At 71.8% G+C, this 25,273-nt stretch carries 24 protein-coding genes; 13 read left to right on the forward strand and 11 right to left on the reverse strand.

Features of this window, described 5'->3' with window-relative positions; genetic code table 11:
• Positions 1 to 141 precede the first annotated feature (141 nt).
• The 9 genes from C4T42_RS02905 to C4T42_RS02945 all read left to right on the forward strand — a co-directional run bounded on the left by C4T42_RS02905 (position 142) and on the right by C4T42_RS02945 (position 12,744).
• Positions 142 to 1,230: an acyltransferase gene (locus C4T42_RS02905; RefSeq protein ID WP_103984712.1), complete on the forward strand. Its 1,089-nt coding sequence runs from the start codon at positions 142 to 144 to the stop codon at positions 1,228 to 1,230.
• Between the two features lie 309 nt (positions 1,231 to 1,539).
• Positions 1,540 to 2,709: a glycosyltransferase gene (locus C4T42_RS02910; protein WP_020091552.1), complete on the forward strand. Its 1,170-nt coding sequence runs from the start codon at positions 1,540 to 1,542 to the stop codon at positions 2,707 to 2,709.
• Between the two features lie 11 nt (positions 2,710 to 2,720).
• Entirely contained in the window at positions 2,721 to 4,916 is a 2,196-nt protein-coding gene (locus C4T42_RS02915) for a polysaccharide biosynthesis tyrosine autokinase (protein WP_020091551.1), read from the forward strand.
• On the forward strand, positions 4,913 to 6,139 hold the full coding sequence (locus tag C4T42_RS02920) for a glycosyltransferase (RefSeq protein ID WP_020091550.1): 1,227 nt from the start codon (positions 4,913 to 4,915) through the stop codon (positions 6,137 to 6,139). Before C4T42_RS02915 ends, C4T42_RS02920 begins: the two co-directional genes overlap by 4 nt.
• Before the next feature lie 44 nt (positions 6,140 to 6,183).
• Positions 6,184 to 7,320, forward strand: coding sequence for a glycosyltransferase family 1 protein (locus C4T42_RS02925; RefSeq protein ID WP_020091549.1), 1,137 nt, complete (start codon positions 6,184 to 6,186; stop codon positions 7,318 to 7,320).
• Positions 7,301 to 8,557 carry a glycosyltransferase family 4 protein gene (locus C4T42_RS02930; RefSeq protein ID WP_020091548.1) on the forward strand — a complete coding sequence of 419 codons (1,257 nt, stop codon included), beginning with the start codon at positions 7,301 to 7,303 and terminating at the stop codon, positions 8,555 to 8,557. Before C4T42_RS02925 ends, C4T42_RS02930 begins: the two co-directional genes overlap by 20 nt.
• A 110-nt stretch (positions 8,558 to 8,667) precedes the next feature.
• Positions 8,668 to 9,891, forward strand: a complete 1,224-nt coding sequence (locus C4T42_RS02935; protein ID WP_026604684.1) for a glycosyltransferase family 4 protein — start codon at positions 8,668 to 8,670, stop codon at positions 9,889 to 9,891.
• Positions 9,888 to 11,399, forward strand: coding sequence for a lipopolysaccharide biosynthesis protein (locus tag C4T42_RS02940; protein ID WP_020091546.1), 1,512 nt, complete (start codon positions 9,888 to 9,890; stop codon positions 11,397 to 11,399). The genes C4T42_RS02935 and C4T42_RS02940 overlap by 4 nt, the downstream gene beginning before the upstream one ends.
• Before the next feature lie 115 nt (positions 11,400 to 11,514).
• Complete coding sequence (locus C4T42_RS02945) at positions 11,515 to 12,744, forward strand: O-antigen ligase family protein (RefSeq protein WP_234081058.1); 1,230 nt, start codon at positions 11,515 to 11,517, stop codon at positions 12,742 to 12,744.
• Between the two features lie 38 nt (positions 12,745 to 12,782).
• Here the strand turns inward: C4T42_RS02945 and C4T42_RS02950 are convergent, their stop codons facing one another.
• The 8 genes from C4T42_RS02950 to mdcA form a co-directional block, all read right to left on the reverse strand.
• On the reverse strand, positions 12,783 to 14,264 hold the full coding sequence (locus C4T42_RS02950) for an aldehyde dehydrogenase (protein ID WP_020091544.1): 1,482 nt from the start codon (positions 14,262 to 14,264) through the stop codon (positions 12,783 to 12,785).
• Positions 14,265 to 14,332: 68 nt separating this feature from the next.
• Positions 14,333 to 15,316 carry a GDP-mannose 4,6-dehydratase gene (gene gmd, locus C4T42_RS02955; RefSeq protein ID WP_020091543.1) on the reverse strand — a complete coding sequence of 328 codons (984 nt, stop codon included), beginning with the start codon at positions 15,314 to 15,316 and terminating at the stop codon, positions 14,333 to 14,335.
• Between the two features lie 176 nt (positions 15,317 to 15,492).
• The gene (locus C4T42_RS02960) at positions 15,493 to 16,419 is read right to left on the reverse strand and encodes an acyltransferase domain-containing protein (RefSeq protein WP_020091542.1); all 927 of its coding nucleotides are present in this window, start codon (positions 16,417 to 16,419) and stop codon (positions 15,493 to 15,495) included.
• Entirely contained in the window at positions 16,416 to 17,075 is a 660-nt protein-coding gene (gene mdcG, locus C4T42_RS02965; protein ID WP_020091541.1) for a malonate decarboxylase holo-[acyl-carrier-protein] synthase, read from the reverse strand. The genes C4T42_RS02960 and mdcG overlap by 4 nt, the downstream gene beginning before the upstream one ends.
• Positions 17,068 to 17,784, reverse strand: a complete 717-nt coding sequence (gene mdcE / locus C4T42_RS02970; RefSeq protein WP_020091540.1) for a biotin-independent malonate decarboxylase subunit gamma — start codon at positions 17,782 to 17,784, stop codon at positions 17,068 to 17,070. Before mdcE ends, mdcG begins: the two co-directional genes overlap by 8 nt.
• Positions 17,771 to 18,700: a biotin-independent malonate decarboxylase subunit beta gene (locus tag C4T42_RS02975; protein WP_020091539.1), complete on the reverse strand. Its 930-nt coding sequence runs from the start codon at positions 18,698 to 18,700 to the stop codon at positions 17,771 to 17,773. The genes mdcE and C4T42_RS02975 overlap by 14 nt, the downstream gene beginning before the upstream one ends.
• Before the next feature lie 2 nt (positions 18,701 to 18,702).
• Positions 18,703 to 19,011, reverse strand: a complete 309-nt coding sequence (gene mdcC, locus C4T42_RS02980) for a malonate decarboxylase acyl carrier protein (protein WP_042671880.1) — start codon at positions 19,009 to 19,011, stop codon at positions 18,703 to 18,705.
• A 38-nt stretch (positions 19,012 to 19,049) separates the two neighbouring features.
• Positions 19,050 to 20,696, reverse strand: coding sequence for a malonate decarboxylase subunit alpha (mdcA, locus tag C4T42_RS02985; protein WP_020091537.1), 1,647 nt, complete (start codon positions 20,694 to 20,696; stop codon positions 19,050 to 19,052).
• Positions 20,697 to 20,923: 227 nt separating this feature from the next.
• Here mdcA and madL point away from each other — a divergent pair, with 227 nt between their 5' ends.
• From madL to C4T42_RS03000, 3 genes are all read left to right on the forward strand, one after another.
• On the forward strand, positions 20,924 to 21,355 hold the full coding sequence (madL, locus tag C4T42_RS02990; RefSeq protein ID WP_042671878.1) for a malonate transporter subunit MadL: 432 nt from the start codon (positions 20,924 to 20,926) through the stop codon (positions 21,353 to 21,355).
• A 17-nt stretch (positions 21,356 to 21,372) separates the two neighbouring features.
• Positions 21,373 to 22,137, forward strand: a complete 765-nt coding sequence (gene madM, locus C4T42_RS02995) for a malonate transporter subunit MadM (RefSeq protein WP_026604683.1) — start codon at positions 21,373 to 21,375, stop codon at positions 22,135 to 22,137.
• A 122-nt stretch (positions 22,138 to 22,259) separates the two neighbouring features.
• Positions 22,260 to 22,928, forward strand: coding sequence for a GntR family transcriptional regulator (locus C4T42_RS03000; RefSeq protein ID WP_020091534.1), 669 nt, complete (start codon positions 22,260 to 22,262; stop codon positions 22,926 to 22,928).
• Between the two features lie 15 nt (positions 22,929 to 22,943).
• On the opposite strand, the gene C4T42_RS03005 is transcribed toward C4T42_RS03000, so the two are convergent.
• Entirely contained in the window at positions 22,944 to 23,828 is an 885-nt protein-coding gene (locus C4T42_RS03005; RefSeq protein ID WP_020091533.1) for an NmrA family NAD(P)-binding protein, read from the reverse strand.
• A 74-nt stretch (positions 23,829 to 23,902) separates the two neighbouring features.
• Between C4T42_RS03005 and C4T42_RS03010 the strand changes: the two genes are divergently transcribed.
• Entirely contained in the window at positions 23,903 to 24,337 is a 435-nt protein-coding gene (locus C4T42_RS03010) for a helix-turn-helix domain-containing protein (protein WP_026604682.1), read from the forward strand.
• Between the two features lie 72 nt (positions 24,338 to 24,409).
• Here C4T42_RS03010 and C4T42_RS03015 read toward each other — a convergent pair whose 3' ends face one another.
• Together C4T42_RS03015 and C4T42_RS03020 are read right to left on the reverse strand one after the other, a co-directional pair.
• Positions 24,410 to 24,781 (reverse strand): cell division protein ZapA, encoded by a 372-nt coding sequence (locus C4T42_RS03015; protein WP_020091531.1) that lies wholly within the window; start codon positions 24,779 to 24,781, stop codon positions 24,410 to 24,412.
• A gap of 42 nt (positions 24,782 to 24,823) precedes the next feature.
• Complete coding sequence (locus C4T42_RS03020; protein WP_020091530.1) at positions 24,824 to 25,108, reverse strand: DUF4164 family protein; 285 nt, start codon at positions 25,106 to 25,108, stop codon at positions 24,824 to 24,826.
• Positions 25,109 to 25,273 lie beyond the last annotated feature (165 nt).

Here is a 25,273-nt window from a genome sequence, read left to right on the forward strand (position 1 = left end):
TAAATGCCCCGCCTGATCTTAAATTCGAGACCCGGGCCATTTAGGACGTTTCCGGACTCGTCGTGACGCGGCGGGGCCATCTCGGCCATAAGGGCGCGACGTCGCCCTTCCCGGGCGGGCCCAGCGATCAGCCGGCGCGCGATGATCTACAACCTCCAAATCCTGCGCGCCGTCGCCTCGTACCTCGTCTTCCTCACGCATTTCGGCCTCTACATCGGCCCCGTGCTGCCGAGACCGGATCTGCTCGCCTTCGGCGCGAGCGGGGTCGACGTGTTCTTCGTGCTCTCCGGGTTCATCATGTTCGTGAGCACGAGCGGGCGCCGCGAGAGCCCGGGCGAGTTCCTGCTCCGCCGCGCGTCGCGCGTTGTCCCGGTCTACTGGCTCGTCACGCTCGCCCTGGCGCTCATCGCGCTGACGGGCCTGAAGCCCATCGGGATCGTGGAGATCCGGCCAGATTACGTCGTCCAGTCCCTGCTGTTCCTGCCGTTCTCCCGCGGCGGCTTCGTCGAGCCGCTCAACTCCGTGGGCTGGACACTCAATTACGAGATGTTCTTCTACGTGGTCTTCGCGGCGCTGCTCATGGTGCCGAGACCCGCCTTCCGGGCGTTCGGTGCGGCCGCGATCTTCCCGGCGCTGATCCTGCTCGGATTGCTGCCCGCGTCGAATCTCTACTGGGCGTACTACACGAAGCCGATCCTGATCGAGTTCGCCGCCGGCATCGGGCTGGGATACGCCTACCTGCGGCTCCGGGCGCCGGCCGCGGGCTTCCCGGTCCGGCGCGTGGCGTGCGCGGCCGTCGCGGCCGCTCTTGTGCTCATCCTCGGCGGCCAGATCGTGGCCGACGCGCTCGGCGTCAGCCCCGAGCTGTCCGGCTTCGCGCGCCCGCTGATCTGGGGGTCAGCGGCCGTCCTGATCGTCGGTGCGATGCTGCTGCTGGAGCGGGGCGGCATCGCCCTGAAGTCGCGCTGGCTGCTGTCGCAGGGCAATGCCAGCTATTCCTTCTACCTGGTCCACAACCTGCTGCTGCACAGCGCCGCCAAGATCGCGGCGCTCGTCGTCGCGCCCGGCTTCGCGCGCGCCGCCCTGATCTTCGCGATCGCGTTCCCGGCGGCGGTCGCCGCCGGCGAGTTGCTGTTCCGGTATGTCGAGACGCCGGTGATCGCGGCCCTGCGGCGCCGGCTCGACCGGCGGCCCTCGCCCGATCCCCTGCCCGTTCCGGCCGCTTCGTAGGCCGCGCAGCCGGGCCCCCGCCGCCGGTGTGCCGACCCGGCGCAGCGGGCACCCACGGGGAGTCATGCCGAAGATTGCAGGTCTGAGAACACCCTTCGCTTAACGTTAATTATTGGCAAAAATTAAGTTTACACGCCGCGTCTCTCGTCTAAACAGGCGCTATTTTCGACTGTTGCTGCGGCGGTGACCCCTTTTTTACAGATCACGCTGCTATTACCCTCTCGTGTGTGCCTTGGCCCGCTGTCACCGGCGGGACCGGCAGGACGTAATGCATGGTCCAGCGTCCGGCGCACCGACGAGGAAGCTGTGATGCGTGTCGCGATCGTTCACGACTGGTTGTACATCGTCGGTGGCGCCGAGCGTGTCCTCGAGCAGCTGCTGCGGATCTATCCGGACGCGGATGTCTTCGCGCTCTTCGACTTCCTGCCTGAAGCAGACCGGGCGCGGCTGGGCTACACCCAGGCGCATACGAGCTTCATCCAGCGCATGCCCTTCGCGCGGACGCGGCACCGCAACTACCTGCCGCTGATGCCGCTCGCGATCGAGCAGTTCGACCTGTCGGCCTACGATCTCGTCATCTCGAGCAGCTACGCGGTGGCGAAGGGCGTCCTCACCGGGCCCGACCAGCTCCACGTCTCCTACATCCACTCGCCCATGCGCTACGCCTGGGACATGCAGCACACCTACCTGCGGGAGAGCGGCTGCGACGCGGGCATGAAGAGCGTGCTCGCCCGGCTGATCCTGCACCGGATGCGCGTCTGGGATTTTCGCACGGCGGCCGGTCCCAACGCGATCGTGGCCAACTCCGCTTTCGTCGCCCGCCGCATCCACAAGGTCTACGGCCGCACCGCCGAGGTCATCCACCCGCCGATCACGCTGCCGATCCAGCAGTATGACGGGCCGCGCGGCAACCACTTCCTCGTGGCCAGCCGGCTCGTGCCGTACAAGAACGTCGAGGCGGTGATCCGCGCGTTCGCGCTGCTCCCCGACCTCGAACTCGTGGTGGCGGGCACCGGGCCCGATGCCGCGCGGCTGCGCGAGATCGCGGGGCCGAACGTGTCGTTCTCCGGCTTCGTGCCCGACGCGGAGCTGCGCCACCTCATGGCCACGGCCCGCGCCTTCATCTTCGCGGCCGAGGAGGATTTCGGGATCATCGTGGTCGAGGCCACGTCGGAGGGCACGCCGGTCCTCGCGTTGGGCCGCGGGGGCGCCCGCGAGACGGTCCAGACCCGCGGCCCGCAGCGCACCGGGATGTTCTTCGACACGCCCGAGCCCGTGGCGATCGCCGAGTGCGTCCAGCGCTTCCTGCTGCAGGAGAGCCACTTCACCCGCGAGGCCTGCTGGGCGCAGGCCGAGCTGTTCTCGGCCGAGCTGTTCCGCAGCCGGTTCTCGACCTTCGTCGACGACCAGATGGCGATGCACCGGGCCGCCTGCGAGACGCGCCCGCGGATCCTGCCGCGCCTCGAAGCCGTCGGCTGAGGACGCGCCGCATGTCCTTCCTGACTGTCGATCTGGCCGACCGGACGCCGGTTCGCGCCCTCGCCCAGGAGCCGGCGCGCGGCGGTCCGCTGGCCGCGGCCCTCGCCCGGATCTGGCATCGCCGCTACCTGTTCGCGGCGGTGTTCGCCACCGTCCTCGGCCTCGCCGTGACCGCCCTGCTGATGATCCAGCGGCAATACGTGGCGAGCGGCTCGGTCATCGTGGCCGAGGCGGAACCGGGCGCCAATAACGCCTCGATGGCCTGGATCCAGAAGATCGGCGACCCGGCCGACATCGAGAGCCAGATCCTGGTGATCCGCTCGCCGCGGCTCCTGCGCCTCGCGATCGACGACAACCTGGTCGCCGCGGTGCTGGCCGAGTGCCGCTACGCGGCCACAGGGGGGCATCCCGACCGGATCAGCGAGAAGAAGGACGCCGCCTGCACGAAGCTCACGACCGACCGCAACGCGCTCGTCGACTACCTGCAGAAGCGCTACACGGTCCTGAGCTCCGGTCGCTCGCGCATCATCACCATCGGCTACAAGTCGCCGCTGCCCGAGACGGCGCAGACGATGGCCAACGGCCTGATCAACGCCTTCTTGGATGACCAGCGCGAGGCGCAGGCCTCGAGCCGCAAGGCGGCGGCCGACTGGCTGCACACCGAGATCAGCCAGCTGGACGCCTCGATCCGGGCCGACGAGACCCGCATCCAGACCTTCCGGCGCCGCAAGGGCCTGCTGAAGGGCTCGCTCGCCCCGATCAGCGCGGAGCGGCTCACCAGCATCAGCCAGCAGCTCGCCGCGGCCGAGACCGCCAAGGCGGACGCGGCCGCGCGGCTCTCCGAGATCGAGGCCAAGGGTGCCCGCGGCGCCGACAGCGCCCCGGCCGTCCTGGCAAGCCCGACCATCGTCTCGCTGAAGCAGCAGCTCAGCGGCGTCAGCGCGCAGCTCGCCAACCAGAGCACCCTGCTGGGCGCGAACCACCCGGTGATCCGGGCGCTCGAGACCGAGCAGGCGAGCCTGCGCGCTCGGATCGAGCAGGAGATCGGCAACGTCGCCAAGGGCCTGCGCAAGTCCTACGAGGCTTCGAACGCCCTGGCCAAGTCGCTGCGCGCCCAGCTCGAGACGGCGAAGACCGACGCCGCCGCCGCCATGGACGACGAGGCGTCGATCGAGGGCATGGTGCGCAACGCCGAGATCAAGCGCACCCGCTACGCCGATCTGGTCAAGCGGGCGGGCGAGCTGGAGACCGAGCGGCGCATACTCACCGGCAGCACGCGGCTCGTCAGCCTCGCCGAGCTGCCGCAGGAGCCGTTCTCGCCCAAGGCCGTGCCGTTCCTGGCGGGCGGCATCGTGCTGGCGGGCGTGCTCGCGGCCGCCGCCGCGCTGCTGCGCGACTACACCGACCGGCGCGTGCGCACCTCGGCGCAGCTCATGGCCGGCACCGGCGCCCCGGTCTTCGCGCAGCTGCCGAGCCTGGAGCCCGCCGGCCTCGTCGGCCGCTTCTCCGAGCGGCAGCGCGAGCTCGACCTCGCGGAGGCCCTGGCGCGGGCGCGGGTCGACCCGGTGATGCAGAACGTCCTGCGCAACCTGCACGCCCATCTCGTGCTGGCGGGCGCCTGCAAGTCCCGCGTCATCCTGGTGACTTCGGCGAAGCCGCGGGAGGGCAAGTCGTTCACGGCCTTCGCGCTGGCCGGCATCGGCGCCGCGAGCGGCCGCCGGGTGCTGGTGGTCGAGTGCGACCTGCGGCGGCCGAACTTCGAGGCCTCCCTAGGACTCGGCCGCGGCCCCGGCCTCGGCGGCGTGCTCCGCGGCGAGATCGACCCGGCCGACGTGGTGGTCCAGGCCGGACGCTTCGACGTCATCCCCGCGGGAACGCCGACGGCCGACTCGACCGAGCTCCTGATGGGCGACCGGATGGCCGACTTCCTCAAGTGGAGCCGCCGCTACGACCTCGTCCTCTTGGACACCCCGCCGACCAGCCTCCTGATGGATGCGGCGATGCTGGCCCGCCACGTCGACGGCGTGCTCTGCTGCGCCCGCTACGGGCGCTCGCAGCTCTCCGATACGGTCGAGACCGTGGCGAACCTGCGCCGCGCCGGCGGACACGTCCTCGGGATCGCCATGACGATGGTCCGCCCGGGCATCCAGTCGACCTACGACGTGATGCCGCTGCCCGATCCCCGCACGGCCGCGAGCGCGCGATGACCGAAGTGCTCCCCGCCGACGCGCTCGCGAAGCGCGGCCTCCTGGACCGGGCGCAGGCCGCGCGGTCCGTCGTCGCCGCGCGGCCGCGGGTCCTGTTCGTAAGCCATACCGGAACGATGTCCGGTGCCGAGCTGGTGCTCCGCGACGCAGTCCGGCCTTGGGCGGGCTCCAGCGCCTTCCTGTTCGAGGACGGCGCGCTGACCGCGGCCCTCCGCGACGCGGGTCTGGAGATCCGTCTCGCGCGTCGCCAGTCCGCCCTGGCGGGCCTCCGGCGGGACGTGTCACCGCTGAGCGCGCTCCCGGTCCTGGGCCAGCTCGGCGCCCTGGCGCTGGAGATCGCCCGATCGGCCCGGTCCTGCGACGTGGTCTACGCCAACTCGCAGAAGGCCTTCCTGCTCTCGTCTCTGGCCGCGCGCGCCGCCGGGCGCCCCCTGATCTGGCACCTCCACGACATCCTCGACGGGGCGCATTTCGGCCGGGCGCAGCGCATCCTGCAGATCCGGCTCGCCAATCTCTGCGCCGCCCGGGTGATCGTTCCCTCCGAGGCCGCCGCGCGGGCCTTCGTCCAGGCCGGCGGGCGCCGGTCGCTGATCCGCGTCGTGCCGAACGGCCTCGACGTCGATCCGGCACCCTGCTCCGCCGCCGTTCTGCGCGCGGAACTCGGCCTGCCGGACGGCCCCCTCGTCGGCGTCTTCAGCCGCCTCGCGCCCTGGAAGGGGCAGGACGTTCTGATCGAGGCGCTGGCGACCCTGTCCGGCCTCCGCTGCGTCGTGGTCGGGGCGCCGCTATTCGGCGAGGATGCCTACGCGGCGCACCTGCGCGACCTCGCGGCGCGGCGCGGCCTCTCGGACCGGGTGCTGTTCCTCGGACAGCGCGACGACGTCCCCCGGCTGATGCAGGCGGTCGACGCGGTCGTGCACCCCTCGGTCGATCCCGAACCGTTCGGCCGCACCCTGGTCGAGGCGATGCTGGTCGGCGTGCCGGTGATCGCCACCGACGCCGGCGCGTCCACTGAGATCCTCGACGGCGGCGCGGCCGGGACGCTGGTGCCGCCGCGTCGGTCGGATCGCCTCGCGGCGGCCCTGTCGGCGCTGTTCGCCGATCCCGACGCCTTCAGGGCGCGCGCCGCGCTCGCGCGCGAGCGGGCGCTGTCCCGCTACGGCGCGGAGAGCATGCAGCGCGATCTCGCCGACATCATCCTCCAGGTCGCCGGCCGGGCCTGACGGGCCGGCGATCCCCCTTCCCGTTCGGAGCCGCCAGACCCGCCATGCCGCGCGTCCTCGTCAACATGCCGAGCCAGCATGCCGGTCGGCCGTCGGGCGTCGCGCTCGTCGCCTTCCGGGTGATCGCCGGCCTGGTCGCGCGCGGCACCTTCGCGGTGGTGCTCCGCTCCCCGTGGCGCCGCGACCAGCTGCCGGCGTCGATCCGCGACCGCGTCGAGGTCGTGACGGTGCCGCGGCCGCGGATCATGCTGCTCGACGTCCTGCGCCAGTGCCTCGCCGTCCCGCGGCTGTGCCGCGCCCGCGCCATCGACGTCGTGCTGAACATCGACCCGTACGGGGCGGCCTTCGGCGGCCGCGTCCGCGTCAGCGTGGTGCACGACCTGTATTTCCGCACGCTGCCCGAGCGCGTCCGCTCCCGCGAGGCCCTGACCACCGACCCGATCTTCCGCCTGGTCCTCGGCAACAGCGCCCGGGTAATCGCCGTCTCGGACGCGACACGGCGCGATCTGGAGTACCATTACCCGCGGCTCCGCGGCCGGACGCGCACCGTGCCGTCCGCGGCCATGCTGGACCCATCAGTGGCTTGTTCCGTCGCCGAAGTCCCGGCGGGGCCGTACGTGCTGGCCGTCGGCAACGCCCTCTACAACAAGAACTTCGCGACCCTTGCGCGCGCCGTGGTCGCGCTCGGGAGGCCGGGGATCGGGATCGTCCACGTCGGCGAGGATTCCGACGAGGCCGTCGCCGCCGCAATCGGCGACGCGCCGATCCCCCTGACCCGCCTGTCGGGCATCGGCGACGACAGGCTGGCGGCCCTCTATCGCGGCGCGCTGTGCCTGTGCGTCCCGTCCTTCGCCGAGGGATTCTGCCTGCCCGTTCTGGAGGCGCAGGCCCTTGACTGTCCCGTGATCTGCTCGGACCGCTCCGCGACGCCCGAGATCGCGGGAGCCGGCGCCCTCACCTTCGATCCCGCCGACGCGGCGGCGCTGACCGAGTGCCTGCGCCGCCTGCTGGACGAGCCCAATCTCAGGGACACGCTGATCGCCCGCGGCCGCGACAATGTCCGGCGCTACGACTGGGCCGAGACCGCCCGCCGCTACGAGACACTGCTGCTCGACGCGCTTCAAGACGGCGCGGCGGCGCGTTCCGCCCGGGAGGTGCCGCATGCGCATCCTGCACCTTAGCTCCCTCTACGCACCCGAGCAGGTCGGCGGCGCCGAACTGATGGTCGAGACGCTCGCCCGGACCCAGGCGGATCTCGGCCACAGCGTCGCCGTTGCCTGCGCGGCGCGGACCGAGGGCGGACCGGTCCTGCAGGACGGCGTCACGGTTTACCGGATCGGCTACGGGACGCCGTTCCACATCCTCGATTGGCCGCAGCGCGGGCGGGTCGAGCGCCTCCGCTACAAGGTCGCGGCGCAGTGGAACCGCCACGCCGTCGACCGGATGGAGCGGGCGGTCCGGGACTACGCCCCCGACCTCGTGAACACGCATTCCATCTCCGAGCTACCGCCGGCGCTCTGGCCGATGCTCCGGCGGCTCCGGGTGCCGGTCGTGCACACGCTGCACGACTTCACCAGCCTCTGCACCAACGGCGCGATGGTGCGCCACGGGCGTCCCTGCGCCCGGCAGCATCTCAAGTGCCGCCTCTACGCCGCGCCGCACCGGCGCTGCCAGCGCGCCGTGACGGCAGTCGCCGCCGTGGGCTCGGACATCCTCGACCGCCACCTCGCCGCCGGCCTCTTCGCTCATGTGCCGCCGTCGCTGCGCCGGGTGATCTGGAACCCCATCCCGCCCGGCTCGCCGGTGACGCGGGCGAAGCGGGCGCCCGGCGCGCCGGTCCGGTTCGGCTATCTGGGCCGGATCGAGGGCGCAAAGGGCCTCGACGTCCTCCTCGAGGCCTGCCGGCGCCTGCCGGAAACCGGCTGGCACCTCGCCGTCGCGGGCCGTGCCGTGGACGGGCTGGACCGCTACCGTGCCCTGGCCGAGGGCCTGCCCGTCACCTTCCCGGGCTACGCGGAGCGCGACGCCTTCCTCGACGATCTCGACTGCCTCGTGGTCCCGCCGATCTGGCCCGAGCCCTTCGGCCGGACGGTGGCAGAGGCCTACGGGCGCGGCGTCCCGGTGATCGGCACCGCGACCGGCGGCATCGGCGAGCAGGTCGGGTCCGGCCCCTGGCTGGTCCCGCCCGGCGACGCGCCGGCGCTCGCCGCCGCGATGGCCCGGATCATCGCGGAGCCGGCCCGTCTCGCCGAGGGGCTCGCCCGCGCCGCACGCATCCGCGCCGGCACCGATCCGGTCGCTGTGGCGACCGCCTATCTCGATCTCTACGCCGCGACCCGCGACGCGGCCTCCATCGAACCGCTTCCCGAGCCTTCCGCCCGCGCGGAGCGCCCGCACCTCAGCGAGTGCCGTTCATGATGACCCCCACCCTGTCGTCGAGCTACGCCCGGGTCCTCTCGGAGGAACCCCGCGCCCAGGACCGGGACCGCCCGAGGGATCAGGCGGCCGCGCGCGCGGTGACCGGCCCCCTGCGGATCCTGCATCTCAGCGCCCTCTACCCGCCCTACATCGTGGGCGGCGCCGAGCGCTCGGTGGAGCACCTCGCCGAGGAACTCGTCGCGGCCGGCCACACGGTGGCGGCGGCCTGCATCGCCCGGGAGCCCGAGCCCAAGAGCGTGCGGGGCGGCGTCACCGTCTACCGCATGGCCCACCACAACGATTTCTGGCTCGAGGACTGGCCCCAGGCGAGCCGCTTCGGCCGCGCCTGGGCGAAGCTCAAGCAGCAGTGGAATTTCGCCGTCGCGGCCGAGTTCGGCCGCGTCCTCGACGATTTCCGGCCCGACATCGTGAACACGCACTCGCTGCTCGACGTCTCGACTCTCGTCTGGCGCGAGGCGGCCAAGCGCGGGATCCCGATCGTCCACACGGTCTGCGAGTACGACCTGATCTGCGGCAACGCCGCGATGTTCAGGGACGGCAAGCCGTGCGACCGCTGGCACCTGGGCTGCAAGGTGGTCAACGCCGCCAAGCAGATCACGAACCGGTCGGTGGACGCGGTCGTCAGCGTCGGGACCGAGATCCTCAAGACCCATGTCGGCCACGGGTTGTTCGCGCATCTCGCGCCCGAGCGGCGCCGGGTGATCTTCTATTCCTGCACCGTCCCAGAGGGCGACCCGGAGGCCAGGCGCCGGATCGACCGGACCGGCCAGCCGATGACCTTCGGCTATCTCGGCCGGATCAACAACGAGAAGGGGGTCGGCACGATGATCGACGCCTTCCGGCGGATCGGTCCCGGCGATTGGCGCTGCCTCGTCGCCGGCCACGCGATGGACGACTCGATCGAGCGGTTCAAGGCGCAGGCCGAGGGCCTGCCCATCGACTTCGTCGGCTGGGCGAAACCCGCCGAGTTCCTCAGCGCGATCGACGTGCTCATCGTCCCGTCGTTCTGGGCCGAGCCGTCGCCGCGGACGATCTACGAGGCCTACACGATGGGCGTTCCGGTGATCGGGGCGGGCTCGGGCGGCATCCCCGAGCTGATCGGCGAGGACAATGCCGACTGGCTGTTCACGCCGGGCGACGACGCCGACCTCGCCGCACGGCTGCGGACCGTGATCGCCCGCGGCCGCGGTGACCTGCCGGACGAGCGCGCCTTCCAGCACGTCATCCGCGAATCGACCTCGGAGCGCGTCGCCGAGAAGTACCTCGATCTCTACGCCGAACTCGTTGCCGAGCGTCGGGCGAGCCGCCCGTGAGCGCCGCCGCGCCGGTCCTGTCGGAGGCGGCCGCCGCCGAGGAGGAGCCGGGGCTCGCCTCCGGCGCCGCGGTGACGCGGCGCTCGTTCGACGCCGCGCGCTGGGTGGCGGTGGCCTCGGTCGGCAACGTGGTCCTCAGCTTCGGGGTGTTCCTCGTGCTCGCCCGCCTCATCGGGCCCGCCGAGTTCGGGATGGTGGCGATCGCCGCGGTCTTCATCGACATCCTGCAGATCGTCGCGCGCTGCGGCCTGCCCGACGCGGTGGTCCAGCGCGCCGACCTCGACGAGGACTTCGCCGCCACCGCCTTCTGGGTGATGCTCGCCACGGGTGTCCTGTGCGCCGTGGGCCTCGTGGCCCTGGCCGGCCCGATCGCCTGGATCTTCGACCTGCCAGCGCTGCGGCCGGTCCTGTGCGCGCTCTCCGCCTGTTTCGTCATCACCGCAGCGGGTGCGATCCACGAAGCGCGGCTCCAGCGGAGCTTCGGGTTCCGCAAGCTCGCCCTGCGGGCGCTCGGCGCCAACGTGCTCGGCGGCGCCGCGGCCCTCGTGCTGGCCCTCGACGGCTACGGCGTCTGGAGCCTGGTGGTGCAGCGGCTCGTCGCCGCGACCGCGACCACGCTCCTGACCTGGGCGGCGGCCCGCTGGATTCCGCCGCTGCGGCTGCATCTCGCCTCCGTGCGCGAGCAGATCGCGTTCGGCTCGCGGCTGTTCTGCACCTATCTGCTGCTCGTCGCCTCGATCCGGAGCCAGGAAGTCATCGCGGCCTACTTCCTGTCCGCCACCGATGTCGGCTACCTGCGCCTCGCGTGGCGCTGCATCGACCTCGTGAGCCAGGTCGCGGTCATCCCGCTGACCACGGTCGGGCTGACCACCTACGCGCGCCTCCAGGACCGTCCGGGCGAGCTGGCCGCGGCCTTCCACGGATTCACCGAGGCCTCGGCCTTCCTGGCCGTGCCCGCCTTCTTCGGCATGGCGGCCGTCGCCCCGACCCTCATCCCGTTCCTGTTCGGCGACCAGTGGCACGACGCGGCGCCGGTGCTGCGGACGCTCGCGCTCCTCGCCCCGGAATTCGTCGCCACCTCGATGCTGTGGATGATCTTCACGGCCCTGGGCCGCAACGGCACGGCCCTGCGGCTCGCCGGCGCGCAGTTCGGCCTCGGCGCCGCGGCGGCCCTCGTCACCGCGCCCTTCGGCCTCGCCGCACTGGTCGCCGGGCACGTGGTGCGGGCCTACCTGTTCACGCCCGCGATCGTCGCCAGCGTCGGGCGCGTCGTCCCGGTCACGAACGGGCGGCTCGTGCGGCTCCTCGCGCCGATCACGCTCTGCGCCGGCGCGATGGCCGGGCTGGTGCTGCTCGTCCAGGGGCCGATCCACGCCGCCCTCGGGGACCGGGTCGGCCTGTTCGCGGCGGTCGGAATCGGGATCGCGGCCTATCTGGGCCTCGCCTGGATCTTCATGCGCGGCACGCTCCGCACGGCCGTCGGCCTGGTCCTGAGACGCCCCGCCTGATCTGCACCCTCCGCCAACCTTTGTGGGCGACACTGCCCGCTAGAGGCCGCGGCCGGCGGAGCGTTCATCGGCGGCCGATGCGCGGGGACGGTGCAGGGTGATGGCGGGACAGGCGTTGCCGATCGAGACGCGTGCGCCGGCCGCGTCCCTCCTCGCGGACCGCGTCGCCGTGTTCCTGCTCGGCGCCGCCCTGAACTTCAACGTCCTGACCTCGACCTTCGGGCTGCCGTTCCAGCGCCTGTCCGACCTGCTGCCGTTCCTGCTCATCCCCTGGCTCGGGTTGCGCCGCGCCGTCGTCGCGGAGGCACTGCGGCAGGCCGCGCCCCTCGCCGGCATCCTGGCGCTGATCGCGGCCTCGTTGGTGCTGAAGGCCCACAAGCAGGCGGGCGACGTCTACCTGACCCTCGTCCTGCTGCTCTACGTGGTCCAGGCGTTCATCCTGCTGGTGATGTTCCGCGACCGGCGCGTCGAGGACGCATTCTGCGTCGGCCTGCTCGCCGGAATGCTCGCCTCCCTCGCGGTCCTGCTGCTCGCCGCCTCCGGCATGCCGCTCGACCGGTTCGGACTCGCCGTTCCCACGGACGGGCTCGACGAGGAGCTGAAGCTGTTCGTGCAGGACAAGCAGGGCGGCCTCTGGGCCTCCGGCAACGAGACCGGCCACGTCTTCGCCCTGGCCGGGGCCGCGGCCCTGCTGCTCAGCCTGCGCTATCGCCTGAAGATCGTCTATCTCGCCTACTTCGCGGCCCTCCTGGCGAGCTTCCCGTTCACCAACAACCGCGCCGGCCTGTTCATGCCGATCCTGTTCCTCGGCCTGCTGATGCGGCGGAACCTCAAGGCGCCCGCGGTGCTGGCCGCGCTCGGCGTCCTGGGCGTCCTGCTCGTGGCCTGGGCGGTGACGGGGGAGATCCCGCTGCCGGGGACGCTGTCCCAGGCGATCGAGCGGCGCTTCGCCGAGGACCACAACGTCACGGGCAATTTCGACGAGCGGTTCCTGTCCGGCGTGACCGCGCTCCAGCTGGTCCTCGAGTACCCGTTCGGCGTCGGCGAGGTCGCCCGCCGGGAGGAGCTGCAGGCCCTGACCGGGCTCGTGACACCACACAACGGCTTCGTGTCGCTGGCACTCCAGAGCGGCATCGCCGCGGCGCTGCTGCTCGTCGCCGGCCTCGGGCGGATCCTGCTGGCGCCCGCCGCCTTCGGGCCGTTCCTGACCTACAGCGCGGTGTTCCTGATCCCGTCGCTCATGTTCGAGGAACTGTCGGTCAACCAGTACTTCCTCTTCTTCATGGGCTTCGTCCTGGCATCCCTCGCGCTGCCACCGGACCGCGCCCAATCGACCCCGGATTAGGGACCGCGCCGCCACGGATCGCGGCGCGGCCCGCGGGCTCAGCGCATGACGAAGGGGTTCTCCGGGGCGTCGCGGCTCGTGGAGATCCAGACGCTCTTGGTCTCCAGGTACTCGCGGATCGACTCGATGCCGCTCTCGCGGCCGATGCCCGAGCGCTTCATGCCGCCGAACGGCATCATGTAGCTCACCGCCCGGTAAGTGTTCACCCAGACGGTGCCGGCCCGCAGACCCTTCGACATGCGCATCGCGCGGCCGATATCCTGGGTCCAGACACCCGCCGCGAGCCCGTAGATCACGTCGTTGCCGACCCTCAGCGCCTCGGCCTCGTCCTCGAAGCCGATGATCGACAGCACCGGGCCGAACACCTCCTCCTGGGCGATGCGCATGTCGTTGGTGACGCCCGTGAAGATCGTCGGCTCGACGAACTGGCCGCCGAGCACGCCGGGTCCGGAGGCGGGGTTGCCGCCGAAGACGCAGCGCGCGCCCTCGCTCTTGGCGAGCGCGATGTAGTCGAGCACCTTCGTGTACTGGGGCGGCGTCGTGATCGGCCCGATATTGGTGTCGGCCTGCATCGGGTCGCCGAGCTTGGCGGTGCGGGCCAGCTCGATCAGGCGCTCGGTGAATTCCTGGCGGATGCTGTTCTGCACCAGCAGGCGCGAGCCGGCGATGCAGGTCTGCCCGGTGGCCGCGAAGATGCCCGAGATCGCCCCCGCGGCGGCGGCCTTCAGGTCGGCATCGGCGAAGACGATGTTGGGCGATTTCCCGCCTAGCTCCAGGGAGACGCGCTTGATCTGCCGGGCGGCGGCCTCGTAGACTTTCGCGCCGGTGACGTCCGAGCCCGTGAAGGTGATCTTGGCGACGTCGGGATGCTCGACGATGGCGGTGCCGGCCTCGCCGCCGTAGCCGGTGACGACGTTGAACATGCCGTCGGGCAGCCCGGCCTCCTTGGTCAGGCGGGCGAATTCCAGCGTGCTCGCGGAGGCGAACTCGGACGGCTTCACCACGACCGCGCAGCCCGCCGCGAGCGCGGGCGCGCATTTCCAGGCGACGAACAGGAGCGGCGAGTTCCACGCCGTCAGCGCCCCGACCACGCCTACGGGCTCGTGCCGGGTGAACGCGAAGGTCTCGGGCTTGTCGATCGGCACCTGCGCGCCCTCGACCTTGTCGGCGAGCCCCGCGTAGTACCACCACCATTCCGGCTGGTAGCGGGTCTGGCCGTACATCTCGGCGAAGAGCTTGCCGTTGTCGCGGACCTCGATCTCGGCCAGCGCCTTGGCCTCGCGCTCGACGAGATCGCCGATCCGGCGCAGGACCTTGCCGCGGGCCGAGGCCGTCATGATCGCCCAGGGTCCGTCCCACATGGCGCGCTTGGCCGCGGCTACCGCCCGGTCGACGTCGGCGCGCCCAGCGCGCGGGATCCGCGCCCAGGGCTCGCCGCGATAGGGGTCGATGGACTCGAACCACGAGCCCTCGACCGGATCGACGGACTGGCCGTCGATGTAGAGCTGGTAGGTCTTCACGGCGCGCCTCTCCGTCCGGGGATGCGCGCCATATGGATCCGGAGCCCGCTCGCGGCGAGCCCGACGGCTCAGGCGTTGGCGCTGAGGCGCTTGATGTCGGCGTCGACCATCTCGGTGATCAGCGCCTCGAGGCTGGTCTCGGCCTCCCAGCCGAACGTCGCCTTGGCCTTGGCGGGGTTGCCCAGCAGCACCTCGACCTCCGCCGGCCGGAACAGCGCCGGGTCGACGATCAGGTGGTCGTCCACCTTCAGGCCGACATGCTTGAACGCGATCTCGCACATGTCCCGCACGGTCGTGGTCCGGCCGGTGGCGATCACGTAATCGTCCGGGCGGTCCTGCTGCAGCATCAGCCACATCGCCTGCACGTAGTCCCGGGCGTGGCCCCAGTCGCGCTTGGCGTCGATGTTGCCCAACCGCAGCTCCTTCTGCTTCCCGAGCTTGATCCGCGCCACCGCGTCGGTGACCTTGCGGGTGACGAACTCGACGCCGCGCAGCGGGCTCTCGTGGTTGAACAGGATGCCGTTCGACGCGTGCAGCCCGAAGCTCTCGCGGTAGTTGATGGTCATCCAGTGCGCGTACAGCTTGGCCACGCCGTAGGGCGAACGCGGGTAGAACGGCGTCGACTCGCTCTGCTTGGCCTCCTGGATCAGGCCGAACATCTCCGAGGTCGAGGCCTGGTAGTAGCGCGCCTGGGGCGCCGCCGAGCGCAGGCATTCCAGCATGTGCACCGCGCCGAGGCCGGTCACCTGCCCGGTGAGCAGCGGCTGCTGCCAGGACGAGGTCACGAACGACTGGGCGGCGAGGTTGTAGATCTCGTCGGGCTTCGTGGCCTGGACGATGCGCAGCAGGGCGGACTGGTCGAGCAGGTTGCCGTCGACCAGCTCGACGTCGTCGGTGATGCCGAGCCACTTCAACCGGTGGTCGAAGACTCCGGCGTGGCTGGAGCGCCGCACGATGCCGGTGACGGCGTAGCCCTTCTGCAGGAGCAGCTGCGCCAGATACGCGCCGTCCTGGCCCGTCACACCCGTGATCAGCGCTCGCTTGGCCGTCATGAACCCGTCCCGTCCCGAAGATGCCCGGCTGCTACGACCGCAACGGGCCGCGCGTCAAGGCGATGTGTCGACATCAGTATTGCGCCAAGCAAGCGGAGCCGGAGCGGCACATCGCCAGACTAGCGTCGCAACTCGACAGCCATCTGCAATGGTCATGCGACCCCAGTGCGGCACGGCTAAGGTCGCGCGAGCCAGTCCGCCACGCCGTCGAGCGAGCGGAATTCCTCGACGGCGTGGACGCGCGCCGCCGGGAGGGCGGCCCGGGCCATGGTGGCGAGGGCGTGGCCCGGCCCGAGCTCGAGGACGCGGTCCGCGCCGTACTCGCGGCACGCCTCCAGGCAGGCGGCCCAGTCGATCGTGCGCGAGATCTGGAGGGCCAGCTTCCCGCGACCCTCGGCATCCCGAAACACCGTGCTCCCGTCCAGCCCGCTGAGCAGCCGGGGCGCTCCGGGCGGCGGGCGGCGCGGCGGCACCGCGGCGAGCGCGTCCCGGAATGCGACCGTCGCGGCGTCGAGCAGGGGCGTGTGCGACGGCGTGTGAACGGGCAGGACCACGGCGCGCTGCGCGCCCGCGCCGGTCGCCTCCCGGCACAGCACCTCCAGCGCCGCGCGCGGACCGCCGACGACGCCGCTGTCGGCCGCGTTGCGGATGGCGAGGTGACAGCCGTGGCGCGCCGCGAGATCCGCGAGCCTGTCGAGGCTCAGGCCGCGGACGCCCGCCAGCCCGAACCCCGCGCCGGAGGCGGCATCCATGGCCTCCGCGCGCCGCGCGGCCAGGGCGAGGACGTCCGCAGGATCGAGGCGTCCGGCCACGCCCCAGGCGGCGAGATCGCCGATGCTGTACCCGGCCACGATCGACCGGTCCGGCATCGCCCCGACCAGGGCCCGCCACGCCGCCAGGGCGGCGACGCAGCACAGGATCTGGCCGGTCCGATTGGCGGTCAGGGTGTCGCCGCCGGCGCGCGCCAGGTCGCGCGGGTCGGCGCCGTCGAGGAGCGGTCTGGCGGCCGCGAACACGTCCTGGGCGGCTGGATGATCGGCCGTCAGGTCGAACATCGCCGGGTGCTGGCCGCCCTGGCCGGAGAGGAGGATCGCGAGGGTCATGCCGGGGGCGCGCCCCTCAGGCCCGCGACCGGCCGCAGGACCAGCCGGTCCAGGCTCTTGGCGAGCACCGAGCCGTCCTCCGGCGCGTCGCGCAGCTCGCGCCAGTGCAGGTCGGCGCCGTCCGGCAACTGGATCTCGCCGTCGATGCCCATCGGCGCCGTCTCCGCCGCGGCGGCGATGCCGTCGAGAAGGTTGACCGGCACCGGTGGTGGGCACGGCCAGAGCAGGTCGAGATCGGAGCTGGCGCTCAGGTAGGTTAGGCCGGTGACCGCCTGCCAGAGCAGGCTGCCGAAGGGGCGCGGCACGAGGCCGTGCCGCCGGCCGAGCGCCGTCAGGGCGTCGAGGCTCGGGCCCCAGGCCGCCGGCGCGCGAGTGGCGGCCTGGGCGAGGGTCACCACCGGTGCGGGCGCCAGCGCCGATGCCGGCAGCGCTAGCCCGATCCGCCGCTTGCCGTCCGCGGGCGGCAGCGGCAGGCCGAGCGGCACCGCGTCGCCGGTCTCTCCGGGGACGCGGCGGCGGACGATCAGCGGCCGGCCCGCAGCGGCCCAGCCGTCGAGATGGGGGACGGCGCCGAGGTCGGGCCGGTCCGCGCGCCACGCCGCCCAGGCCGCCGGATCGACCCGGACGAGGTCGTGGCGTCGGAACGGCTCAGCCAAGACGGGCTTGGTCGGCCACGGCCGCCGCGACGGTGCGGGCGACCGGGCGACCGCCTCGCTCGGCGCCCAGCCGGTCGCGGATATCCTCCGCCGGCAGGGTATCGATCACCGCGCGGATCTGGCCCTCCAGGGACAGGTCCGGGTTTAGAACCACGTGGACGGCGCCGGTCGCCACCATGTTGTCGAGGCCGGGCGCGAAGACGGGCGTCGACTTCGCCATGTCCTTCAGCGTGTCGAGCGGCAGCTTGGTCACCCGGGCGACGGACGGCAGGTCCATCACGCTCGGGTTCGCCCCGGGCAGGGCCGCGAGGACCCGCGTCGCGAGGGCCGTGGCGATGAAGGCGCCGGCGGCCGAGTGGCCATAGATCAACCCGATCGTCGGATGGCCCGCCCGGTCCGCGAGGAGCAGCGCCTTGGCGAGATGCGCGAGGCACTCGTTGAGACCCAGCAACTCGTCGCGGCGGCTCATGCGCTGGCTGTCGGAATCCACCGCCACGAGGATCGGCGCGCGGTCGCCAACCCGGACGGCGTCGAGCACGGCGCGCGACAGGACCAGCGCCCCGTCGACGCCCAGGGGCGTGTCGCCGTCGACGCCGACCACGTGCATCCGGCCGTCCGCGAAGGGGCCGGTCCCGGTCACGAGGCCGTCGCGCACCGCCACCGCGTGTCCTCGCGGGAACAGGGAGGCGAGGATCTCAGCGAGCGTCATGGTCGGCCTCCGGGCTCCGGGCCACGGTCTCGTCGAAGGCGGGCGTGTCCATCGCCGGCACCGCGTCGGGATCGTTCACGCCGAGGCGCGCCCAGACCTCGGTGGCGTCGCGGCAATCGCCGAATCGCTCGATCCGGGCCTTCAGGCGCGCCTGCTCGGCGTCCAGGGTCGCCAGATCGAAGGCCGGCGCTCGGCCGACGAGGTCGCGGGCGGCCGCGCGGAAGGCCGCGACCGTGTCGGCGCAGAAGGCGTCGGCGCCCCCGATCAGACGACGGTGCTTGCCACCCATGGTCCGCCAGACCAGAGCGCGGTCGCGGGAATCGAACTCCTCGGCGCCCTTGTTGGTCTCGATCACCTCGGGGCCGGAGACCGAGATGCGCCCGCTCTCCGACACGGCGAGCCGCGAGCAGGTGCCGGCGATGAGGCCGCCGCCGCCGTAGCAGCCGGCCCGCCCGCCGATCAGCCCGACGACCGGGATGCCGGCCGCGCGGACGTCGACGATGGCCCGCATGGTCTCGGCGATGGCCGTCTCGCCGGCATTGGCCTCCTGAAGGCGGACGCCGCCGGTGTCGAACAAGATAAGGACCGCCTTCGGCTTCAGCTCCAGGGCCGCGCGGAGCAGGCCGACCAGCTTGCCGCCGTGCACCTCGCCGAAGGCGCCGCCCATGAAGCGGCCCTCCTGGGCGGCGACCAGGACCGGGTCGCCGTCGAGGCGCGCGCTCCCGACCACGATACCGTCGTCGAAGGCGCGGGGCAGGTCGAAGAGCGGCAGGTGCGGGCTCATCCGCCGCTCGGTTGGCGGCAGGAACTCGCGGAAGCTTCCCGGATCGGTGAGCGCCAGCACGCGCTGGCGGGCGGTGGCCTCGTACCAGCTCAGGGCGTCCGGATCGAAGCGCGCGGCGCGGTCGGCAGCCATGGTCAGGCCTCCATCAGCCGCGCGCCCTGGAGCAGGCGCAGCGACACGGTGTCGGGGCGAGCGCCGCCGTCGTTGATGCTGATGCGGAGGCCGCCCGGCTGCGCCCGGGCAACGAAATCGGCCACCACCGCCTCCCAGACGTCGCCGTAGCCGGCGATCGGGGTCTCGATGGCCACCTCGCAGGCATCCGGCGGCAGCACCCGCTCCAGCAGGATCTCCAGGTTGCCGGAGGCGACGACGCCGGTGATCGCACTCGGCGCCGAGCCGGCCAGCGGCTTCCTGGTGGTGTGGCGGAAGGTCAGGGATTCCATCGCCGGCTCCTCGGGTGCGGATACGTCATCGCGCGACGCTACCAGTTCCGGAAGCGGGCGGGCGGCTCGTAGAGCCCGCCGGACCAGTGCACGAGATCCTTGATCGACTTCGCGGCGAGCAGTGCGCGGTCGGCGTCGAGCGGCTCGATGCCCAGATCCTCCGGGCGTCGGATGACGCCCCGGGCGCGCAGCTCCTCGACCTTCGCCCGGTCTCGACCGCGACCGACCTCGGTGTAGCCGGCCACGCCCCGGATCGCCTGCTCGCGCTCGTCGGCGTCGCGGCAGAGCAGGAGGTTGGCGATGCCTTCCTCGGTGACGATGTGAGTGACGTCGTCCGCATAGATCATGACCGGCGCCAGCTCGAGGCCGATCTTTTTGGCCAGTTCGAGGGCGTCGAGCTTCTCCACGAAGGTCGGCACCAGCTTGTCGCCGAAGGTCTCGACGAGCTGCACGACGAGCTTGCGCCCGCGCATCAGTGCCGGATCGCCGACGATCTGGCCCTCGCGGCCGGCCTTCATCCAGGCGTCGGAGGGGTGGCGTCGTCCGTGCGGGTCCGACCCCATGTTGGGCGCCCCGCCGAAGCCCGCCACCCGCGACTGGGTGATGGTCGAGGAATGGCCCATCAGGTCGATCTGCAGGGTCGCGCCGATGAACATGTCGCAGGCGTAGAGGCCGGCGGTCTGGCAGAAGGCCCGGTTCGAGCGCAGGCTCCCGTCGGCGCCGGTGAAGAAGACGTCCGGCCGCTCGCGGATGTAGCGGTCCATCCCGACCTCGGAGCCGAAGCAGTGAACCTGCTTGACCCATCCGGACTCGATCGCCGGGATCAGGGTCGGGTGCGGATTCAGCGCCCAGTGCGTGGCGATCTTGCCCTTGAGGCCGAGCTTCTCGCCGTAGGTCGGCAGCAGCAGCTCGATCGCGGCCGTGCCGAACCCGATGCCGTGGTTGAGCCGCTTGATGCCGTACTCCGCGTAGATGCCCTTGATCGCCATCATGGCGATCAGGATCTGCGTCTCGGTCATCGCCGCCGGGTCGCGGGTGAAGAGCGGCTCCACGTAGAAGGGCCTGTCGGCCTCGACCACGAAGTCGATCCGGTCGCCCGGGATGTCGACTCGCGGGACCGCGTCGACGATCTCGTTGACCTGCGCGACCACGACGCCGTTCTTGAAGGCGGTCGCCTCCACGACGGTCGGCGTGTCCTCGGTGTTCGGCCCCGTATACAGGTTGCCGTTCCGGTCGGCCGAGACGCCGGCGATCAGCGCCACGTTGGGCGTCAGGTCGACGAAGTAGCGGGCGAACAGCTCCAGGTAGGTGTGCACCGCCCCGAGCTCGATCTGGCCGCCGTAGAGCATCTTGGCGATGCGGGCGCCCTGCGGGCCCGAATACGAGTAGTCGAGCCGCTTCGCGATCCCGGTCTCGAACACGTCGAGGTGCTCGGGCAGCACGATTCCCGACTGGACCATGTGCAGGTCGTGGACCTTCCCGGGATCGCAGGCGCTCAGGCCGCGGGCGAGGCAGTCGGCCTGCTTCTGGTTGTCGCCCTCGAGGCAGACACGGTCGCCGGGCCGCAGGATGGCCTCCAGGAGGTCGACCACGGCTCCGGCCGGCACGACCTTGCCGTCCGCATGGGCGCGCCCCGCCGCGATCCGCGCGTCGCGCGCCTGCCTCTCACCGCGCCACTCGCCCATCCGCGTGCTCCCCCCGGTGTACCGAACGTCATATAGCGGGCGCTCTGGTATTCTCAAACCCTTCTCTATCACAGTTTCGTATACGGGATTGCGCACCTGTCAATATCTTGCATACTTTCACCAACGGCCCCCGAGGCCGATCCGGGAGGGCAACGCGCTATGTCGCACGCGTCCATACGGCCGTCGGATGCGGCCGGAAGAGCCGCTTCCTGGAAGGGGCAACGCCGATGATCGTCCTCGGTGTCGCCCTGCTCGCCGCCTGCACGCTGGTCGGCGTGTATCTCGGCGATCTCCTCGGCCTGGCCCTCGGCGTGAAGGCCAATGTCGGCGGCGTCGGCATCGCCATGATCCTGCTCATCGCCGCGCGCCTGTGGCTGTCCCGCCGGGGCCGCCTGACGAAGGGCGTTCAGTTCGGCGTCGAGTTCTGGGCGGGGATGTACATCCCGATCGTGGTCGCCATGGCGGCCCAGCAGAACGTCGTCGCCGCCGTGAGCGGCGGCCCGATCGTGCTGATCGCCGCGACCGGCTCCCTGGTCCTGTGCTTCGGCGCGGTCGCCCTGCTGAGCCGGATCGGCCGGCGCGATCCCGGCGGCGGCCCCGTCGAGCACGGCGGATCCGTGATCGACGGCGACGCCGACCCCATCGCCAGGAAGGGATGATCGCCATGGGACCCGACATCTGGCACGGCATCGAGCACGTCTTCGTCGAGCAGAGCCTCGTGGCCGCCTTCGCGGTGGTCGGCGCGCTGATCCTGGTCTCGAACTTCGCCGCCAAGCACCTGACCAACGGCCGGGTCCACGGCTCCGCGATCGCGATCGTGCTCGGTCTGGTGCTCGCCTATGTCGGCGGGCTCTACACGGGCGGGAAGAAGGGCCTCGCCGACATCCCGGCGCTCGCCGGGATCGGCCTCATGGGCGGGGCGATGCTGCGCGACTTCGCCATCGTCGCCACCGCCTTCGAGGTGGACGTGATCGAGGCGCGGCGCGCGGGCCTGCTGGGTGTCCTGGCGCTGGCGCTGGGCACGATCCTGCCGTTCATCGTCGGCACCCTGACCGCCGTGGCTTTCGGCTATCACGACGCGGTCTCGATCACGACGATCGGCGCCGGGGCGATCACCTACATCGTCGGGCCCGTCACCGGCGCGGCGATCGGCGCGGATTCCACCGTGATGGCGCTGTCCATCGCCACCGGAGTGACCAAGGCGGTGATGGTGATGGTCGGAACGCCCCTGGTCGCCCGGCTGATCGGCCTCGACAACCCGCGCTCGGCCATGGCGTATGGCGGCCTGATGGGTACGGTCAGCGGAGTCGCCGGGGGCCTCGCGGCGACGGATCCGAAGCTCGTCCCCTACGGCGCACTGACGGCGACGTTCCACACCGGCATCGGTTGCCTCGTCGGACCGTCGATCCTGTTCCTGACGGTGCGGGCCCTGGTCGGCTGACGCGTCGGCTCACCGGCTTCCCGGCCGAACAGCGGATCCGCACGCGCGGATTAGGGTATGGTCCCGCATCGTCTTCCCGAGGACGGGCAGGCGCCGCTCAGGGGACGATCGAGGAACGGCGGATGCACGGCGACTTCCAGAAGATCGACAGCGGGCTGCTCTCGGACCGGATCCGCGACGCGCTCACCGACGCCATCGCGTCGGGGACGATCGCGGCCGGTACGGCCCTCGACGAGCAGAACCTCGCCGATCGCTACGGCGCATCGCGCACGCCCGTCCGTGAGGCGCTGCGCCAGCTCGCGGCCTCGGGCCTCGTGGAGATCCGGCCCCGGCGGGGCGTGGTGGTGGCGCGCCTGACGCCGCAGCGGATCGCCGACATGTTCGAGACGACCGCCGAGATCGAGGCGATGTGCGCCCGGCTGGCCACCTACCGGATGACGCCCCTCGAGCGCGGGGAGCTGATGGAGCTCCACGAGGAATCCGCCAAGGCGGTCGAGGCGGGCGACGTCGACGCCTACGACCGATTCAACCGCGCCTTCCACGAGGCACTCTACACGGCGACGCACAACGGCTTCATGGCCGAGCAGGCCCTGGCGATCCGCGAGCGGCTGGCCGCGTTCCGGCGCACGCAGCTCCGCCACGCCGACCGGATCCGCCGCTCGCGGGAGGAGCACGGCGAGATCCTGTCGGCCATCGCAGAGGGGGACGGCGAGACGGCCGCCCGTCGCATGCGCGCCCACATGCTCAGGGCCGCGGCGGCGCTGGGGCGCTACATCGCCGAGACGGAGTGACGGGCCGGCGCGGGTTCAGAGCCGCGCGACGGCGTCGCGCACCGTGGACCGGTAGGGCGTCGTCGGCCTGCCGATCAGCGCGCTCAGCTGACGCGTGTCGTCGTTGAGGGCGCCGCGGGCCGCGGCCGCGTCCGAGTCGGCGAGCAGCGCCGCGAAGTCCGCCGGCATCCCGGCGCCGACCAGCGCCGCGCGGTATTCGGCCTGCGGCAGATCGCGGTACGTGACCGGCTTGCCGGCGGCCGCAGCGATCGCCGCGGCGAACTCGGTCAGCGTGTAGGCCTCGTCGCCCGCCAGCTCGTAGACGCGGCCGCCCTGCCCGTCGCCGGTGAGAACCGCCGCCGCCGCCGCGGCGTAATCCGCCCGCGCCGCCGAAGCGATCCGCGCGTCGCCCGCGCAGCCGAGGACGGCCCCATGGGCGAGCGCCGGCGCGATGCCGGCGGCGTAGTTCTCCGTGTACCAGCCGTTGCGCAACACCACGAACGGCACGCCGGAGGCTTCGAGCAGATGCTCGGTCCGACGATGCTCCTCGGCCAGGGCGAGGGCCGACGTGTCGGCGCGCAAAACACTCGTGTAAGCGATCAGGCCGGCACCGACCCGCTTGGCGCTGTCGATGACGTTGCGATGCTGCGCCACGCGCCGGCCGATCTCGCTGGACGAGATCAGCAGGAGACGCTGGATGCCCTCGAGCGCCGCGTCCAGGCTCGTCGGGTCCGCGTAGTCGGCCCGTCGGACCGCGACGCCGAGGCTTCGCAGGCTCCGTGCAGCCTCGCCCTCGGTGTCGCGCGCGCCGGCCATCACCGCGCTGGCCGGTACGCGATGCAGAAGCGCCGCGACGACTTGGCGGCCGAGTTGGCCCGTGGCGCCGGTCACGAAGTAGGTCGGCTGACTGGTCGAGCTCAAGCTGGCTCCTCATGGTTCAATATCGGAGCAAGGTCACTAGATGAGACCGTCAGCGCGGTGAAGGAGGCAGGATTTTGGGACCAGGTTACTCGAAGGAAACCGCGGTGCCGCTCGCCCGCGCCGAGCTGGCGGCCAAGTACGCGGCCTGGCAGGCCGGCACCCTCGATCCGGCGGCGTGCCCGGTGCGGGACGTGCTGGATCGGGTCGGCGACAAGTGGTCGATGCTGCTCCTCATCGCCCTGGCCGACGGGCCGCACCGGTTCAGCGCCCTCCTCCGGACGCTGCCCGACATCTCGAAGCGGATGCTGACGCAGACGCTCCGGGACCTGGAGCGGGACGGTTTCGTCGCGCGGACGGTGTTCCCGACGAAGCCGCCCAGCGTCGAGTACCGGCTCACGGATCTCGGGGCCGCCTTGCTCGAGCCGCTGGCGCGCCTCGTGCAATGGGCGGAGGAGCGTCACGGCGCGATCCGGGCGGCGCGGACCCGGTTCGACGCAGCGCCCCTCTAGGAGCGTCGCGCGCGGCCTGCCACGGCTTCTTGGGGACGTCGGACCTCGCGCTGTCCGCCCGCGCGAAGAGGGTCAGGCCCGCGGCGCCGATCCGCCGAGGGCGTCGGCGAGCCGCCCGATATGCTCGGCCGCCCGGCCGATCCCGAACGCCGCCCGCTCGGCATCGTCGACCCGCCCACGCTCGGCGGTCTCGGCGGCAGCGCGCAGCTCCGCGACGCTGCTCTCCAGCGACGCGATCCGCGACCGCAGCTCCGCGAGTTCGTCGGCGATGGTCAGCGCCGCCATGACCTGCAGGCGCATGTCGCCGATCTCGCCGAAGCTCTTGCGCATCTCGCCGATGCGCCCGTCGAGGAGGGCAGCGAGACCGGTGAGATGCGCCTCCTCACCCTCGCCGCAGGCCATGCGGTAGCTGCGGCCGTCGATGGTCACGTTGATCTGCGGCAAGGATCGCTCCGGTGGTCGCTCCGACAGGCTTGAGCGGTGGCGTCAGGCGCGTCCGAGCACATCCTGAACGGTCTCGATGGCCCGGTCGAGCCGGTGGCCGACCTCCCCGGTCGTCGCCGAGACCGTGGCGAGGCGGGCGCTCGCCGCGTCCAGGGCGGCGGCGAGCCGGGCCCGGTCCTCGTCCATCAGGGCGAGTTCCGCGTCCCGGTCGTCGGGCTGCGCGTCGGTCTCGAGGTGATGCTGGACGACGGCGTCGAGGCGGTTGATCGCCGCTTCGAGCCGGTTGAGGGCGTCGTCGATGGAACGGGTCTCGGTCTCGTCGGCCATGGTTCTTCGTCTATCCCGACGCGAAGCTTTCCGTCGAATGCAGGCGAAATTCCAGCGCGAAAACGCGTTCGATCCCCGATCCGGTCGCTGATCGAATGGATCGTCGCGATCCCTGTTTATTGGTCGGTGGATCGAAGGTCTTTGTCACAGCCACGCGTTTGACAG

The organism is Methylobacterium sp. 190mf (assembly GCF_900107945.1).
Classification (GTDB): Bacteria; Pseudomonadota; Alphaproteobacteria; order Rhizobiales; family Beijerinckiaceae; genus Methylobacterium.